Raw genomic sequence first — 15151 nt, 5'->3', positions numbered from 1 at the left:
GTAAGGGAAGTCCGCACGCATTGGACCGCAGCCTGGCTTGGGCGGCTCGGCATCGAACGCTGCCTCATCCGCTCCACGACACTCCCAACGCCTCGGGGCCATACCGCGTTGCGAGTCTCCATGTGACAACGGGTGAAGTCTGTGGCATCTGCGACTCGGGTTGTGGGCAGAGGCACGCGACAAGAGGGCGTTTGCACCGCGTAGTGGCTCGTCTGCGCTACGGTGCAAGCGTGCATCCGACCATCATCAGCGGCCCGCGATCCGCTGTCGTCCCTCGATCGGTTGAGGAGGGGGCCAATTGACACGGCTGCCTGTCCTGAAGAGTGTCGCGGTCAATGACTATGCGCTGTACCCAGGAACACCGACGTCTCCGGGCCTGCACACAGAGTTCTCCGCCGGCTTAACGCTCGTGATCGGAGCCAACGGCCTTGGCAAGACTACGCTAATAACCATGCTGTTTCGGCTCCTAACTGGGCCCTTCGACATGCAGGTAGCCACTGCCGGGGGAGCGCTTGGGACCCGGCGGATCGAAAGCCGACGACTGAGCACGTCTGAGGCACAGACTTTCGCCGCGCGAGTCGTAGACGGGGCAAAGGGGGCCACGGCCACCCTTGACTTCTCAATTGGTGACGACAACTACTCCATTACACGCAGCCTCGCATCTCTAAGTCTGGACTCTGCTTCCAAGAACGGCCAACCGATCGAACCAACCGAAGAATCGGTACAGAAGGAAGTAATTCTCTCGGCGCAAGTTGGAAGTTTCGGCGAGTGGATCCTCCTGCTCAGACTGTTGGTCTTCTACTTCGAAGATCGCCGGGCGCTGGTTTGGGATCGTACGGCACAGGTGCAACTCCTGCGCCTCTTGTTCCTTAGCACGACGGCATCGAACTCATGGTCGGAACAATTTCGGGAGATCGTCGAACTAGACAGCCTAGTGCGCAACTTGACCTACGTGATCAATAAAGAGGAGCGGTTGATTGTCAAGAATGAAGCCGCGATCGGAAGCTTGCCAGAACTACGGCAGCAACTCGACCTTCTAAGTGAGATTCAACAGCAAGAGCAGGCACTTCTCGAGTCGCTCAACGATCAATTGGTCGAGACTACGAGCGAGCGGCAGAACGCACGTCTCAGCGCTTTGCGCGCGGAGCAGGCTCTCGAAACTGCGACTAGGTCGCTCCAAAGACTAGAACTGCGAATACTGCGCGATTCCTTCCCTGACTCGACCACCACTTTCGAATACATCGCGGCCCAGATTCTGACGGACAATGTTTGTCTGACCTGCTCGAGTACCGTTCCCGAGTTCTCTGCCATGATGCGGCACCGGATTCACACAGGTGCCTGTCCCGTCTGTAACTCGCAGTTTTCCACTCGCGCTGGCGCGTCCTTGTCGGCGGGCCGCCTGGATGAGGCGAAACGCGACGTTGCGACGGCCTCAGTACAGATGGAAACGGCGCAGGCAAGGCGCGAACGTGTGGAAGAGGACTACGGGGAAATCCTCGAGAAGGTCGCGTCACTCTCTGCTTCAACGGCGATCCGAGATAGCGAAATCGGGGAACTCATTAGACGGCTTCCACCGGATCAGGCATCGGTGCAGGAGCGACGACACGGGCTCAACGCGGACAAAGCGCGACTTGCTACGCACAAGGAACGCCTTGGGCGATTGCGCGACGCTTTTGAAGCTACACAGGCCGGCGTGAATCGGATTATTGCAGAAAGCGCGGGCGAAGTTAAGCATGCGTTCCACGGGTACGCATCGGGGTTCCTTCTTGAGGACTGTGGCCTGGCCTGGACGACATTCAAGGACCGTGTCGGCGAAAGCGGAGTGCAAATCGACTTCCCGGCGTTCGAGCTCGACATGTCAGGCGCTGGCTTCCAATCCCCTGTGCGGCGGAGCGGACCGGAAAGTGTGTCAGAGAGCCAGCGGGAGTTTATCGATCTGTCGTTCCGAATGGCGCTTATGGACGTTGCCACGGCAAGCGCTGGAACTTTGATAATCGACGCCCCAGAATCATCGCTCGACGCCGTGTTCGTCGATCGCGCGTCAGAGGTTCTCACTCGGTTCGCGAAGTCGGCGGGCGACAAACGACTGGTAGTTACCTCGAACTTAATTGATGGCGATCTCGTCCCCGATCTTATGGCGCGTTCAGGGGTCACGTCCTCGGAAAGCCGCCGCGTGGTTGATCTGCTGGAGATTGCCGCGCCAACAGCTGCTACAACACAGATGCATGACGCGTACCTCAGGGTTCGGGAGAGGATCTTCGAACGCGCAAGGGAGAAGAGTGATGCCTAACTCGCTTCTTCCCGTCGAACTCCGGCAGGTCGAGCGTTGCACAAGACTTGTCCAGATTCTGAGTGCGTGCGCCGAGGTAGGCATGGTCCCAGTCACGGGGGCGGTTGTTCACGTCTTCGCGTACTTGACCGACGCCCTCGCCCCTGTATGGCATCTGCCTATCGTTAACGCTCAGTTGTTGAAGCGAGAGTCCCGACCGTTCTTTCCCGTCCTTCAACGCGATCTGGACGGCCTCGTGGGATCAGGCGTGGTCGTTGTCGATGCTCTCGACTACGGACGGGAGTCGAGCAACGGTTGGCGGCTTGCGGCGTGGTACCGCCTCAATGCGGATGCAGCCCGACCAGTCCTAGAACTCTCGTCGGAACTGGATTCGCAGGCGGCGAGTGCTACATTCGTTCGCGAAGTTGTCTTGGCTGGGTCCGGGCTGGGCGATGACGAGTTGAACGCCATCGGAAGGCTCGACGCTGCCTACTCAAACGAGATAACGGACATCGGCGAAGTCCTAGATCTGGAAACACAGGAGGGTGGTTTTGGCGCTCGCGCGGAGGTAAATCAATCCGCGGCAGTCGCGGTGAGGCTTGGCGAACTGGCCAGTGCATCCTTCGTCATGTCGGACTCGGAATTGATTCACATGTATATTCGACACCTCTACTCGCGAGCGCGCGTTGCGTGACCTCGGATCCGACTTTGCGGATGACCGCCTGCGTGAGACGTTGGCGAGGGACATCGGAGTGGGCGCGGACTCAGGGCAGCCTACGAGTGTTCGGTTTCTGAGAAGTGTCCAGAGCGTCGTGCGCAGGCGGATCGGCGTTGAAGTGGACGGTGACCTGCCGGCAGTATTCCTGCTGAACCGATCACGAGATATCCCGAACGGTGCGCGCCGTGTGGGCATGATTGACTACGGGGATAAGGCGCTCGAGGGTCAGATTTGGTATGTCGGCCCCTCGTTGGGGTTTGCCAGAGCACTTGATCACCAGTGCGGGCACGATGACGTCGCTCTATTCGATATGGTGGACCATCAACTCGGTGAGGGTTCAGCGCCTGCAGTGGTGTTTCTTCCGCGGTTGAGTCGAACAACTGTGCGCTATTATCCATCGGGGGTGGCGAACGAGGATGACTTCGAGGTCCTGTCTGTAGAGGCGAGGCCGGTGTCACTTGAGGAGGTTTTCGCGACTCTCGACCGGCTGCATCAGAATCAACTTGTAACTCCGATTGCGCAGAGCGCTGGGAACAAGTTGTGGAAGAACGCCGAGCGGTTCTACCCGGTGACGAACGCTGAACTGGTCGCGCAGTCGTACGTGGAAACTGCACTCTGGGCCCGGTTCAGCCACTGCAGAGTGAGGGCCGAAGGTTCGCAGGTCTCGGGTCGATTCGACGTAGCTCTCTTGGAGTACGACGTCTCAGGGGATTCTGCATTTACACGCTGCTATGCCGTGCTCGAACTCAAGGTCCTGCGTTCGTTTGGCGAGAATGGCTCCAGCGTGACAAGTGGGTATAACCGGGACTGGGTCCGCAAGGGAATGGAGCAAGCGTTCGCCTACGCAGAGGAACTGCAGGCCGAGGTGAAGGCCTTGTGCTGTTTCGATATGCGAAGCACTGACACGGGGGTTGAGTGCTTCGAACACGTTCTGTCCGACGCGGCCAAGCTTGATGTGAACCTGAGGAGATGGCACCTGTACGGACGTCTTTCAGATTACCGCGCCGCCAGGAGCGCGCGGGCGCTTAAGGGGTCAGCGCGAGAGAATGATGAGTGATTCAGGAAGATCGGCATTCCCGCCCTGCTGTGCGGAACTTCGCATGTGGCGGATCGGTTCCGAACTTTCAACGACCCACCCATTGGCGGCGCTTAGTTCGCAGAGTATAGAAGCCACCGGCACCGTGACGCCTCCGTAGCGACTGTCACCTACAACCATCCAAATTTGTCCCCCGGTGGTTAGAGCGAGACCGACGTTGTGTAGCACGTCAAGCATATCGCGGAAGTAGGTGTCGACCATTTCCGGGATCCGCTTGTTCCAAAGGGTTGGGCCGACATTCCGTAGCCTCGTTGACATCTCATCGAGGTGCGTAGACCCGGACGGCCGGGATGCGTATGAGCGGAGGACCTGAACATGTGACGATAGGGTCGATTGCCGCAGGAGACGGTTTTCACGCATGTCTCGGAGATAGCCCAGCATCCAAAGTTCCAGATTATACACGTCGGTGTAGTCGAAGGAGTTGGGATACGGGGGGGAGAAGACGCAAAGGTCGATCGGGGAAGTCGGCACGTTTTGCCTGGCGTCACCTTCGATGACATTCGCGTCTACCCGCGGACGGTCGTTAAAAGTGTTGATATCGCGGATCGCCTGACTGGCGCGGGTCGCGAAGAGACTCTCCACAGACGACGGGTCGCGACCTTCTGACGATAGACCGCGGCGATAGCGTCTGCCCTTGCCGCTCACTACTACATTACTGACGTCGACGAGTAGGCCTCCAACTATCACGCGAAACAGCCGGATTGCTTTGGGGTCGCTTAGACTGTCGATTGCCGTTAAGAGGGCCGCAAGCCTTTCCGCAATCGGTTGGTCGAATATCCATCGTCCGTTGCGCCCGGGTGGGAGAAATGTGGGGGGCAGCCCGGCAAAATGTGCTAGTGGTTCACCGGCGCCGACTCGTGTTTTGTGACGGATGTGCGCAAGAGCCCGTGTGAGGTTGTCAACGTCGTAGTATTCAAGTTTTGACCTGATTACATCTGCGAGGAACGGGTTAACTTCGACGGTTTCCGAGTTTGCGCCGAGGAACTGGGATGCAAGCGCGGTGGTGCCGCTGCCACCAAACGGATCGTAGCAGTTTCTTACCGGTATGGGCGATAGCTGGACTGCCTTGGCAACAAGTTCGGGTGTGTACGCTTCTTTGAACTTGTGCCATTTCTGGAATGGTAACGCGGGCGAGCCGTCATTGGTGCCGAGCGATGAGATCTGGCGGCCTGCCGTCCACTTCGCGAATGCTTGATAGTCGGGCGAGCCGTTTGTCGCCTGTCCGGACGGTTCTTGCACCGTTACTTGCTCCCTCGCGACTCGCGGGCGGTTGGTTGGTGTTACTCGGCCGTGTGATGATAGTGGATCCAGCGCTGTGCTTCGCTCGACTGGCCGTGAATCGTTGAAGCCGGCATCGGTTGCCGACGCGTGCGACCCGTTGCACGGAGGCAGTAGTGTTGCGTCGTGGCCGCAGATGTACGTCGGAAGTATGGCTTCCACCGGGATCGCGCTCGGAGGCGATCGAGCGCCAGAAGGAGGCTGCTGAGCGCGAGCGCGAGGCTCGAGTGGCTCGCGACGCTGAGGTGCTGGCGATGCTGGGGGGCGCCCGGTGCGTCACTCGGCTCCGTCGCTGCCGACGTCGGGCTGTCGAGGAGCATGGTCGCCTACGTTAACCGCACTGCCCGTGCGAACTTCGACAACGCTGAGCAGGCGCGCGTGCCTCAAGCAGCGCGACGCGTAATCAAGAGTTCACCGCCGGGCTGCTCGTGCCCGGCGCGTCGCGTCCCCGTTTCGTCGCCCGCGGCTAACCCTGGGACCGCCGGGCAGCGCATCGCAGCGCGTGCGAAGCGCCGTCGACATACCCGCGGGACAACCTCAGACCGCTCTGCGCCGAACCGCTCGTGGTCAGTCATCGGTCGCGGGCTGGCTCTCTGAGAACATCCTCGGGACGAAACGTCCGAACCGCTTCCTAGCAACTGTCGGATCCCGCGTGCTGTGCGTAATGCGTTGCACGATCGTGCATTGAAGTGGATTCCATCATGTTCGGTACCGGCGGCATCGCTCAGTGGATCCAGGACAACGTGGTTCCGCTCGTCCTGATCGTCATCGCGATCGGCGTCCTGTGGGCCGGCAACGCCGGCAACATCTCGAAGGCCGTGACCAAGGTCGGCGCGACCCTCGGCGGAGTGGCGTTCCTGGCCATGGTCGTAACCGGCTCGTTCGATCGAGGTCGGACAGTGGCTTCTCGGGCTCTTCCAGACGGCCTGATCATGCGGCTCCCGGACGACGACGAGATCTACGATGTCGACCAGACGTACCTTTGGCCCGCCGGGGTACTACATCGGCCGGTTGCGCTACCAGATGATCGCAGTCACGCCGGTGCTGCTCGGGCTGGCCTTCCTGCCCGAGACCGGAATCGGGTTCACGCTCCTGTCCTTCGCGCTGACAGTAATCGTCGCGTTGCGGCTGTCCCAGTGGATCGTCGACAGGATGACGCTCGAGCGGCCGATCAGCGTTCTGGTCGCCACGTTCTGGCACGAGCTCACCGCCACCCGCATGCCGATGCGGCGGGAGCAGGCTCGCCAGCCCGCAGCATTCCGCCGTCGCGCAACGTCCATCGGCGCCGACCACCGGCTCATGACGGGACGACGGCGGTGGCGGTGGCGGTCGTACGCGATGAATCGAACGCGAGCTCGACCGGCTCCGCCTCGCGCGCGAGTTCGTGCCGATGGAGCCGCTCGCCAAGAGCGGACACACCAGGCACCGGCCGGTCCTCAAGCTTGCGGCGGGCGTCCCCGCAGCCAAAGCGGAGGTCGGAGACAAAAGTGGAGTCCTGATCGGGTACACCAGAGGCTTTCCCGAGCGGCCGGTGGCCTGGGATCCCTGTTACGGGCCCGAGGTTGTCGAAGGCTCCGGCTTGGTGCCGATCGTCGGCGGGCTCGCGGGCAAGAGCTTCCTCGCCGGCGGCATCGTCTATAGGACGGGCGCTCAAGGGGTGCCCTGGACCGTCCTCGACCCCTCGGGCCGGCTCGGATCCTTGGCGGACCTTCCCGAGTTCAGGGTCGCCGCGACGGCGATCAACCTGCTGGAGCCGGCGCCTACCAGCAGCTCACGGGGAACAACGACCGGTGGGACGCCGCCGAAACTGTCGCGCTCAGGGTCGCCTTGATAATGCCCTTCCTGGCGGTCGCCGCGGTCTTCATCGTCATCGCCTACGTGGCGACGCTCGTGTTCGTCCCCATCGCGCCAGCGTTCGGCGTACTCGGGCTGCTGTACGTCACCCAGGCCTCGGTGATCGGGGTGCTCAAGCAGGTTGGCGGATTCATCATCCTCGGCCCAGCGTTCTTCGTCGCGGCCCTGGCGAACCTCCTGCTCGCCACAGCCGTACTCGACTCTGACCTGGCGTTCGGCCTCAAGCTTGTGATCGTGGCCACGGTGCCGTTCATCATGGTCAAGCTGCTGCGTCCTGGGCGCGCAGTTCCGGGCTCGCGGGCAGCAAGGCGCATGGCCCGGTCGGGGATGGGGACGCTGCTCAACGCGCTCGCCACGCGTCAGGCGGTCCGAGGGGGTGTCGAGGACCCGAAGAAGGGTGACGGCGAGCAGTCCGACGAGAAGAACCACGGGCGAGAGCCCAGCGTCTACCGACATGCCTACGCCAAGAGCGCTCCGGTGGCAGCGGGGAGCACCAGGGCACCGACCGCCGGGAAGGGACCACCGCGCGAGCTCGTCCCCGGTCGGTCGTCCGCCTCGGGGCGGGAGCTGCCAGAAGCGTCAGGCACTACGAGCCAAGGTCGTCACCGGGCGGATGAACGAGATCCCTGTGGCCCTGCAGGCCGAGCGCCGAACCCTGTCTCGCCGCACACGCGGGGAACTGGCGGCGGGCGCAAGCGTTGGTGCCATCGCCGGGGCCGCGGCGAGCCCCTCCGTGTCGAGATCCCGTGAAAGTGAAGGCCGAAAGCTCGTGGACGGAGCACGGCCTCGTGTTCACGACGACACTCGGCGCGGCGCTGGACGCAGCCAACGTGGGTCGTGGGTTCCGGTCAACGCTCAAGCTGGTGCCGAGCATCGAGCCTGCCGAGTAGACGCCGCGGGAGCTGCGGCACTCGTTCGTCTCGCTCATGTCGCTGGGCGGCGCGGCCGTCGAGAAGATCTCCGACGTCGTCGGGTACTTGGACACCTCGACCACGGAGCGCACCTACCGGCACGAGCTACGCCCGGTGATCCAGGACGGTACGACCTTGAAGAACTCGTTCGCCACCATCGAGGTCGTCACCCCCCCGCCTGGCACATGGAACCGCTGTTCAAGATGCCGGGAGACGGGCGCACTTCTCAGGCGTAAGCCCCTAGTTAAGCTCCCAGCGGCCGTTCCGGGGTACCAGGGGGCAAAGCAAGAGGCCCCCTGTCCAGCGTTTCCGCTGCTCAGAGGGCCTCTCTGGTGGGCGGGGTGACAGGATTTGAACCTGCGTCTTCGTCCCGAAGGGCTGAGATGGTTGATTTAGCGGGGCGAAACTGGCGGAAACGCGGGGTGTTCTGCCGCTGCGCGTCGGTCATCGTCGGGCCGGACGGTGCGGCGGTAGTCACCCAGATGGTCACCCAGGGGGAGGCGGGGACACTCGGAGGCACCGGACCGATAGCGGAGCACAAGAGGTCGCTGGAGGCCCGGGTCAAGGGTGGCCGAAGGCCATCGCGTAGCGACGCCGTAGGAGCCCTTTGGGCGGGGTGGAGACGGCCGGATGCTCGGCTGTCGGTGCGGGGCAGGGCGGCAGGGGGCGGACAGCTCGACGTGGTGCGGTCGCCGGCGGTGTAAGGGCGGTTCCGAGAGGACTCGGGGCCGCCTCCGTCGTGCGGATCGACGGTCGGACGGGTGGGTGCGCGGTGGGGTGCGCGCAGCGAGCTTGCGAGCGGAGCGCGGGGCCCCGCCGCGCGGGTCCCGCCCGGACGGCCGGGCGCGCGGCGAAGCCGCGCGCTTGAGCCAGTAGGAAAGTTCTCACCAGGCATCAGGCAGATCGGGCACATTACACGGGACCGGACAAGCAGGCACAGATGAGGCACGGGTCAGGCACGGATCTACGGAAGCTCCGGAGGCTCCGGGTGTGCCTGTCAGTCCGCACAAGGACGAGGTGACCAAGAGGTCCTGCGCTCAGAGCTCAGGGGGGACGCCGCGGAGGCGCCTCGCGTTGTGCCGTGACCGCGCAGGAACTACCATGGGGAGCGATCCCGGGGATGCGGCAACGCATCGCTGGGAGGCTTGGACTCGTGGAAGGCCTGCGAGAACAAGCACCCACATCGAGGATACCGGCGATAACGGTGGCGCATATAGCGAGCCCCGAAATTCCAACTTTCGAGTAGCGGTCCACCCGCACCGTCGGCGCAGAATCGATGCTGGACAGAGTGCTCGCCTCAAAGCTCGCAATGCCCCGGGTTTCTCCCGGGGCATTGCTGTTGGTTGGAAGGTCAGCGCTTTGCCTGCCACCACTCCTTTGCCCTGCCCCCGTGCCGGATGTGGGCGTCGGGGTAGATGTTGAGGTACCCGTGGCGCTCAACTTTCCAGACAGCCCTGCTGTTGGTAACTGTTGTTGCACTGGAATTGTTGGTTGCGTCCCAGTGGAACCCCCCTGGGAGCTCGAATTCACCGACGTAGAGGGCGCTTCGCTGGGCGCCTGCGGCACCGTGACGCTCGCGCGGGTCAGCCGGCTTCCATGTCCCAGCGGTCGGGGACTCCCAGACCCCGCCCCGGACCTGATGGGTGCGGCGAAAGCGCATGCGGCCCGTTTCGTCGATCAGTTCCGACGGTTGGACGCGACTCCCGAAGATGTGGTGCGGAATGATCCTGGGGTCCTTGAGTTCGGCACAGTCAGTCCATCGCTCCGCCAAGAGAAGCTCAGCCTGGGCGACAGGATCGCGTCCGTCTTCTACCACTCCGAAGTTCCCCTTATGGGACACGAATTCGCTCAGCGGGATGCAGTCACGTTTCGTCGGAGGGTCTCGGCGTGGATCTCTGAGCACGAAGATCTTGCCCTGGCTCAGGATACAACTCCTCTCAAGGTGGATACTCTGGTAGAGCTCATGAGCATCCAGGGGATGGAGAACTTCGATTGGCCGCCTGCGGCCGCCGTCCTGCGTGAGTCGGCGCTCCTGGCTGCGAAGGACACGGAAAGTGACGAGGTCGTGTCTAGCCTGCCATCGCTGGAGTCGGTCGATCACGCTCTTCTGAAACGGAGTGGACTTGGCATGAATGATGAGCCAGACAAATCCGGCTACGTCCCCGTTGTGGTCTCCAGTGCAAACTTCGGTCACCGCGACACCCGAGCGGCAACAGAAGCAGGGATGAGGAGTGCGCGAAGCTCACTCGGGCGCATTTCAGCAACGCACTTGAGCAGATAGCGGCGAAGTGCCTCGGTCTCTGAGTTGTTCGTGGTGCTGTCGGTGCGCGATTCGGTGTACTCCACCATATCGGAGGGAGGACTGATCTTGTTCTCGTCGAACCACATGTGGAGTCGACCGAGCGCCTTGAATCGGATGAACCGATTCCACTGCCCGCGCAGTGCGCCCGGAAGACCATACGTCGAGTAAGCCTTTTGACCCCACGCCTCAAGGTCGAGGTCTGGGTGCTGCAAAGAAAACTCGTGACGCCAACCGTCGAACTCAGCCTCCGTCAGGGTGGGTAGGCGCAGCGCACCTGTCGGCGTAGGAGTGACCGCCTGCTCGGCTTGAGTGCCGTTCCAGATGTACTCGCCTGGACCGCTGAAGTCGAAGACGGCATTCCAAAGGTCCGTTCGAATGCGAGCTACCTCAGGCCGACTCGGCTGAGGCTCGCGCGTTGCCGCAGATAGGAGTGTGACGCGGGGTGGCTTCGTGCTGTCGTCGACGCTCACCGTGTCGGGGATCAGGCGGACGAGGTCGAGGACAGCGTCCACGCCGTAAGTGGACTCGGAAAACTGCCTTGACGTGAGTTGGAGGAGTCGATTCTTGAGGACGGCTGTAGTCATCACCTGCCACTCCTGACGTCCAGACTGACGGGCCTGCTCGAACGCCTGGCGGACGAGGTCGCGCAAGCCGGCGAGATCGCTACTGCGCGTTGCGCTGAGCTCTGCATCGGTGGGAGCTGCTTCAGACATGCTCAGAGTCTCCCAGGGATACGAGTGCGTGACGACAGTGTGCGACGCTCCGGGCCTGGATGCAGAGTGACAAGCCGTCTACCTCGGCGCCGACCTGGGCTCGCGATCCACGATGATCGACCTGACGGCGCGGGTGCTCCCCGCGGCGAGCTCGACGCGCTCCAGCACCGCCTTGACGACGTCGACGAGATCATGGCCGGCCCGGGTATCGAGGCGATCCCCCGCCGTCGGGAACGAAATGGCCTGGCTCCTGGTCCGTTCCTTCGTCTTCGGCTGCCTCGCCCCGCGGCTGGAGCCACTCCGCTCGGTCTTCGACGCACCGCAGAGTAACGTCGTCGTCCGCGCCTCGGGCGTGTTCCACCAAGGATCCCGGGTGAGATGTGTCACCGAGGAACGCTCTGGGAGGACGAGGACCATGGCTGCTGAAGATGTGCTCGGGCAAGGCGAGTTCATCGAGCAACTTCTCGTGTCGGTCCCAGAGGTCGAACCTGAGGTGCGCGAGCACTTCGACGACAAGGGCGAGCTCCTGCTACACCTGCTAATGACCGACTTGCTCAGGGCCGCTGTCCGGTTCTTCCACGCAGGCGAACTCGAGGTCGAGCAGCGCCTGCTCCACTTCATCGGCTCGGCGCTGCGTCAAGGTGACGCCATGGTCGAGAACGCGGTCCAGGTCTCGTTCATCGAGCACGCCGGCGCCTTCCCGGAGGAAACACCGGCGTTCCTCGCATCGTGGCCGCCAGAGCTGCGGGCCGAGCTAAGGCGAGGGCGGAACGCCTAAACGGCATGAAGGACCGGTCGCCGGGTTGAGATCGGCTCTCGCAGTCCTACAGCTTCTCGCGCCCTTCGAGGGGGTCGACTTCAAGCTCGCCGGTCGCGAACGGGATATTCCAGGGCAGGTAGGGTCCCACGCCGAACAGCGTCCAGCCCCTGTCCTTGCGCCAGACCAGAGTCAGGACGTGGGCGCGTTGCGTGCCTGCGTCTCCCGGCAGCTCATCGAGCATCCGGACGTAGGCAATCCGCGGAGTCGGGTACCAGACGTGGAGGGCCAGATTTGCCATGCGGAGGAGCGTTCCACCTGCTGCGCGCGGTCTGGCTCGCGGTCCATCCGTTGACCTATGAGGCGGTGCTGGGCGGGCCGCTGCGTCGGAACGGCTGGCGACGCCGGGTGCGTCGGAACTGGAAGCGGATCGCCGACCGGTGCGGGCTGGCGACCGCGCGGCGTGTCGACGAGCCCCGGGTCATCCCCAGGCTGCGGCGGGTCCGGGCATCCGGGAACACGCTCACCTTCCAGGTCCGCGCCCGGGTCGGGCAGACCGTGGACGACCTCGTTGCGGCCGCCGAGGCCATCGGAACCGCGCTCGGGGCCGAGTCCGTCGAGACCCGCCGGGTCGGACCCGGCACCGTCGAGCTCGCGCTGACCATGCGCGAGCTGGTGGACGTGCCGACCCTGCCCACCATCCCGCAGGACCTCGACACGGGCGGGGTGACGCTCGGGCGGCGGGCGGACGGGTCGCCGTGGCGGCTCGACCTGGCCGGTCGGCACACCCTCGTGGTCGGACGTTCCGGGGCCGGCAAGGAGTCGATCTTCTGGGGCATCGCCGGCAACCTCGCCCCCGCCGCCCACGCCGGCCTGGTCCGGCTGTGGGGCGTCGACCTCAAGGGCGGCGTCGAGGTCGCCGTCGGCAAAGAGATGTTCGCCCACGTCGCCATGGACGAAGACGCCGCGGTGCGGCTGCTGCGCGGCCTGAACCGGACCATCGTGGACCGGCAGGCCGTGATGCGCGGCAAGTCGAGGCTGTTCGAGCCCTCGCCCGGGGACCCGGTGCACCGGCTGCTGATCGACGAGCTCGCCGTCCTGACCGCCTACGCCTCCAAAGAGGTCGTGACCGAGGCCGCAACCCTGCTCAAGCTCGTACTCACCCAGGGCCGAGCGTTCGGCGTCATGGTCGTCGCCTTCGTGCAGGACCCGCGCAAGGAGACCGTCGGCGGCGCGACCTGTTCACCCAGACCATCGCCCTGCGCCTGGCGTCTGCGGCCGAGACCCGGATGGTGCTGGGCGACGGCATGGCCGCGTCGCGCCCGCCCACCACATCCCGCACACCATGCCCGGCACCGGCTACACCGTCACCGACAACGGGCTCGTCGAGCGCGTGCGCGCCGACTACTGGGCCGACGACTTCATCCGCATGGTCGCCGCCACCTACCCCGCACCCGCCGCGCCGCCGCCGCCCGAGGAACGGGCCACGGCGACGACGGCTGTAGAGACCGAGGTTGTGGCGCCCGTCGTGGCTCCGGCCGGCGATTCAGCGACCTCGGATCCGGCGACCTCGCAGGCGGACGCCGACCCCGCGCCCGCGACGGCAGACTCGAGCCCCCGGCCGCGCGCCCCGCGCAAGCCGCGCCGCCGCGCCGGCCACACCACGCACAGCACCGAGGGCGCCGGGGTGGCGTGATGGCGACGGCGATCCTGCGCGAGGGCTTCGCGGGCTTCGAGGGCCACGGCCCCGACGCTCCGCTCGACCTGGGCGACCTCACCCCGGCCGAGATGCAGTCGATCGCCGGCCGCAGCATGCCCGCCCTCGCAGACACCCTCGCCCGGGTCGGCAACTGCGCTCACCCGGTGCGCCTGGTCGGCCAGTCCGACACCATCGACACCCGCACCGGCGAGGTCATCGACACGTTCCGGTCGGCCGACCAGCCGCTCGGGATGCTCTACAAGCCCTGCGGCAACCGGCGCGAGGACGTCTGCCCGGCTTGCTCACGCATCTACGCCCGGGACACCTTCGAGCTCATCTCCACCGGCCGGCACGGCGGCAAAGGCGTCCCCGACACCGTCCGGGCGAACCCGCTGCTGTTCGTCACCCTCACCGCGCCCTCGTTCGGTCCCGTCCACGGGGTGCGAGACAGCAACCAGCCCTGCCGTCCGCGCGCGGCCGCCGGCCTGTGCCCGCACGGGCGTCGGCTGACCTGCTGGGCACACCACGACGAGCACGACGAAGCGGTGGGCGCCCCGCTGTGCCCGGACTGCTACGACATCGACACGGCCGCGATCTGGCAGTGGCACGCCCCCGAGCTGTGGCACCGGTTCACGATCACGCTGCGCCGGCACGTCGCGGCCGCGCACGGCGTGCGGGAGGGCAACCTTCGCCGGCACGTGCGGTTGGAGTACGCCAAGGTGGCCGAGTTCCAGGACCGCGGCCTGGTCCACTTCCACGCCCTGATCCGCGTCGACGGGCCAGACGGCCCCGGCACCCCGTCACCGATCCGCGCGGCCGCGCTGGCCGACGTCGTACGTGAGGCCGCCGCCTCGGTGGCGTGCACGGCCCCGCCTGACGGCGACGATGTCGCCCGGGTCCTGCGGTTCGGTGCGCAGACCGACGTGCGGATCGTGCGTGAGCGCGGCGTCGTCCATGGTGACGTGACCGCTGAGCAGGTCGCCGCCTACCTGGCGAAGTACTCCACCAAGTCCGCCGGCGCCGACCCGAGCCGCCCGCGCCCGCACCTGGCGCAGCTCACCAGCACCTGCCGCGACCTGGCCGCCCACGCGCTGGCCGGCTGTCGCTTCAACTGCGCCGAGCGTGCCGCAGACCGGCACCCGCGGCTGTGCGGCGACTGCGCCGAGAACCCTTATGCGCTGCTCGGGCACTGGTCGCACGTGCTCGGGTTCTGCGGCCACTTCTCCACCAAGTTCCGCCGCTACTCGGTGACGCTCGGCGCCCTACGTCGCGCCCGACGACGCTTCCAGCGACTGACCGCTAACGCCCGCCGCCATGGCGCCACCCTCGACATCCGCGACCTCGAAGCCCGGCTTATGGCCGACGACGAGGCGGAAACAACGCTCGCCGTCGGCTCCTGGACCTACGAGGGCACCGGCTGGCCCGGCGCGGGTGACAAGGCCCTTGCCGACGCCGCCGCCTCCCGCGCCCGCGAGTACGCCCGATGGCGAGCAGACCAGCGCACCAACCGCCCGGCGCGATAGCCGGCCAAACCACGATTCGAGGGGGAGAACC

At 64.9% G+C, this 15151-nt stretch carries 13 protein-coding genes; 7 read left to right on the top strand and 6 right to left on the bottom strand.

The features are described 5' to 3' along the window. The first annotated feature begins 298 nt into the window (after window positions 1-298). The 3 genes from ACI769_RS15370 (at window position 299) to ACI769_RS15360 (ending at window position 4044) form a co-directional block, all read left to right on the top strand. Window positions 299-2290 (top strand): AAA family ATPase, encoded by a 1992-nt coding sequence (locus tag ACI769_RS15370; RefSeq protein ID WP_409141904.1) that lies wholly within the window; start codon window positions 299-301, stop codon window positions 2288-2290. Next, window positions 2283-2963: a hypothetical protein gene (locus ACI769_RS15365; RefSeq protein WP_409141903.1), complete on the top strand. Its 681-nt coding sequence runs from the start codon at window positions 2283-2285 to the stop codon at window positions 2961-2963. Before ACI769_RS15370 ends, ACI769_RS15365 begins: the two co-directional genes overlap by 8 nt. Window positions 2964-3390: 427 nt before the next feature. Next, window positions 3391-4044, top strand: a complete 654-nt coding sequence (locus ACI769_RS15360) for a hypothetical protein (protein ID WP_409141902.1) — start codon at window positions 3391-3393, stop codon at window positions 4042-4044. Here ACI769_RS15360 and ACI769_RS15355 read toward each other — a convergent pair. Both ACI769_RS15355 and ACI769_RS15350 read right to left on the bottom strand, forming a co-directional pair. Further along, window positions 4021-5322: a hypothetical protein gene (locus ACI769_RS15355; protein ID WP_409141901.1), complete on the bottom strand. Its 1302-nt coding sequence runs from the start codon at window positions 5320-5322 to the stop codon at window positions 4021-4023. The two genes, ACI769_RS15360 and ACI769_RS15355, sit on opposite strands and share 24 nt — an antisense overlap. A gap of 1055 nt (window positions 5323-6377) precedes the next feature. Then, complete coding sequence (locus ACI769_RS15350) at window positions 6378-6662, bottom strand: hypothetical protein (RefSeq protein ID WP_409141900.1); 285 nt, start codon at window positions 6660-6662, stop codon at window positions 6378-6380. Window positions 6663-6751: 89 nt separating this feature from the next. Here ACI769_RS15350 and ACI769_RS15345 point away from each other — a divergent pair, with 89 nt between their 5' ends. Together ACI769_RS15345 and ACI769_RS15340 are read left to right on the top strand one after the other, a co-directional pair. Further along, entirely contained in the window at window positions 6752-7192 is a 441-nt protein-coding gene (locus ACI769_RS15345; protein WP_409141899.1) for a hypothetical protein, read from the top strand. 2 nt (window positions 7193-7194) lie between these two features. Next, on the top strand, window positions 7195-7965 hold the full coding sequence (locus ACI769_RS15340) for a hypothetical protein (RefSeq protein ID WP_409141898.1): 771 nt from the start codon (window positions 7195-7197) through the stop codon (window positions 7963-7965). A 1512-nt stretch (window positions 7966-9477) separates the two neighbouring features. On the opposite strand, the gene ACI769_RS15335 is transcribed toward ACI769_RS15340, so the two are convergent. From ACI769_RS15335 to ACI769_RS15325, 3 genes are all read right to left on the bottom strand, one after another. Beyond that, window positions 9478-10227 carry a hypothetical protein gene (locus ACI769_RS15335; RefSeq protein ID WP_409141897.1) on the bottom strand — a complete coding sequence of 250 codons (750 nt, stop codon included), beginning with the start codon at window positions 10225-10227 and terminating at the stop codon, window positions 9478-9480. A gap of 89 nt (window positions 10228-10316) precedes the next feature. Next, entirely contained in the window at window positions 10317-11141 is an 825-nt protein-coding gene (locus tag ACI769_RS15330; protein WP_409141896.1) for a hypothetical protein, read from the bottom strand. Window positions 11142-11219: 78 nt separating this feature from the next. Beyond that, complete coding sequence (locus tag ACI769_RS15325; RefSeq protein WP_409141895.1) at window positions 11220-11528, bottom strand: hypothetical protein; 309 nt, start codon at window positions 11526-11528, stop codon at window positions 11220-11222. A 28-nt stretch (window positions 11529-11556) separates the two neighbouring features. On the opposite strand from ACI769_RS15325, the gene ACI769_RS15320 reads away from it, so the two are divergent. Beyond that, window positions 11557-11919, top strand: coding sequence for a hypothetical protein (locus ACI769_RS15320; protein ID WP_409141894.1), 363 nt, complete (start codon window positions 11557-11559; stop codon window positions 11917-11919). Window positions 11920-11965: 46 nt separating this feature from the next. On the opposite strand, the gene ACI769_RS15315 is transcribed toward ACI769_RS15320, so the two are convergent. Next, the gene (locus ACI769_RS15315; protein WP_409141893.1) at window positions 11966-12199 is read right to left on the bottom strand and encodes a hypothetical protein; all 234 of its coding nucleotides are present in this window, start codon (window positions 12197-12199) and stop codon (window positions 11966-11968) included. Between the two features lie 50 nt (window positions 12200-12249). On the opposite strand from ACI769_RS15315, the gene ACI769_RS15310 reads away from it, so the two are divergent. After that, window positions 12250-15120, top strand: a complete 2871-nt coding sequence (locus tag ACI769_RS15310; protein WP_409141892.1) for a replication initiator — start codon at window positions 12250-12252, stop codon at window positions 15118-15120. Window positions 15121-15151 lie beyond the last annotated feature (31 nt).

The organism is Cellulosimicrobium sp. RS (genome assembly GCF_046159675.1).
GTDB lineage: Bacteria > Actinomycetota > Actinomycetes > Actinomycetales > Cellulomonadaceae > Cellulosimicrobium > Cellulosimicrobium funkei.
This window is presented reverse-complemented; position numbering and strand designations above follow the sequence as displayed.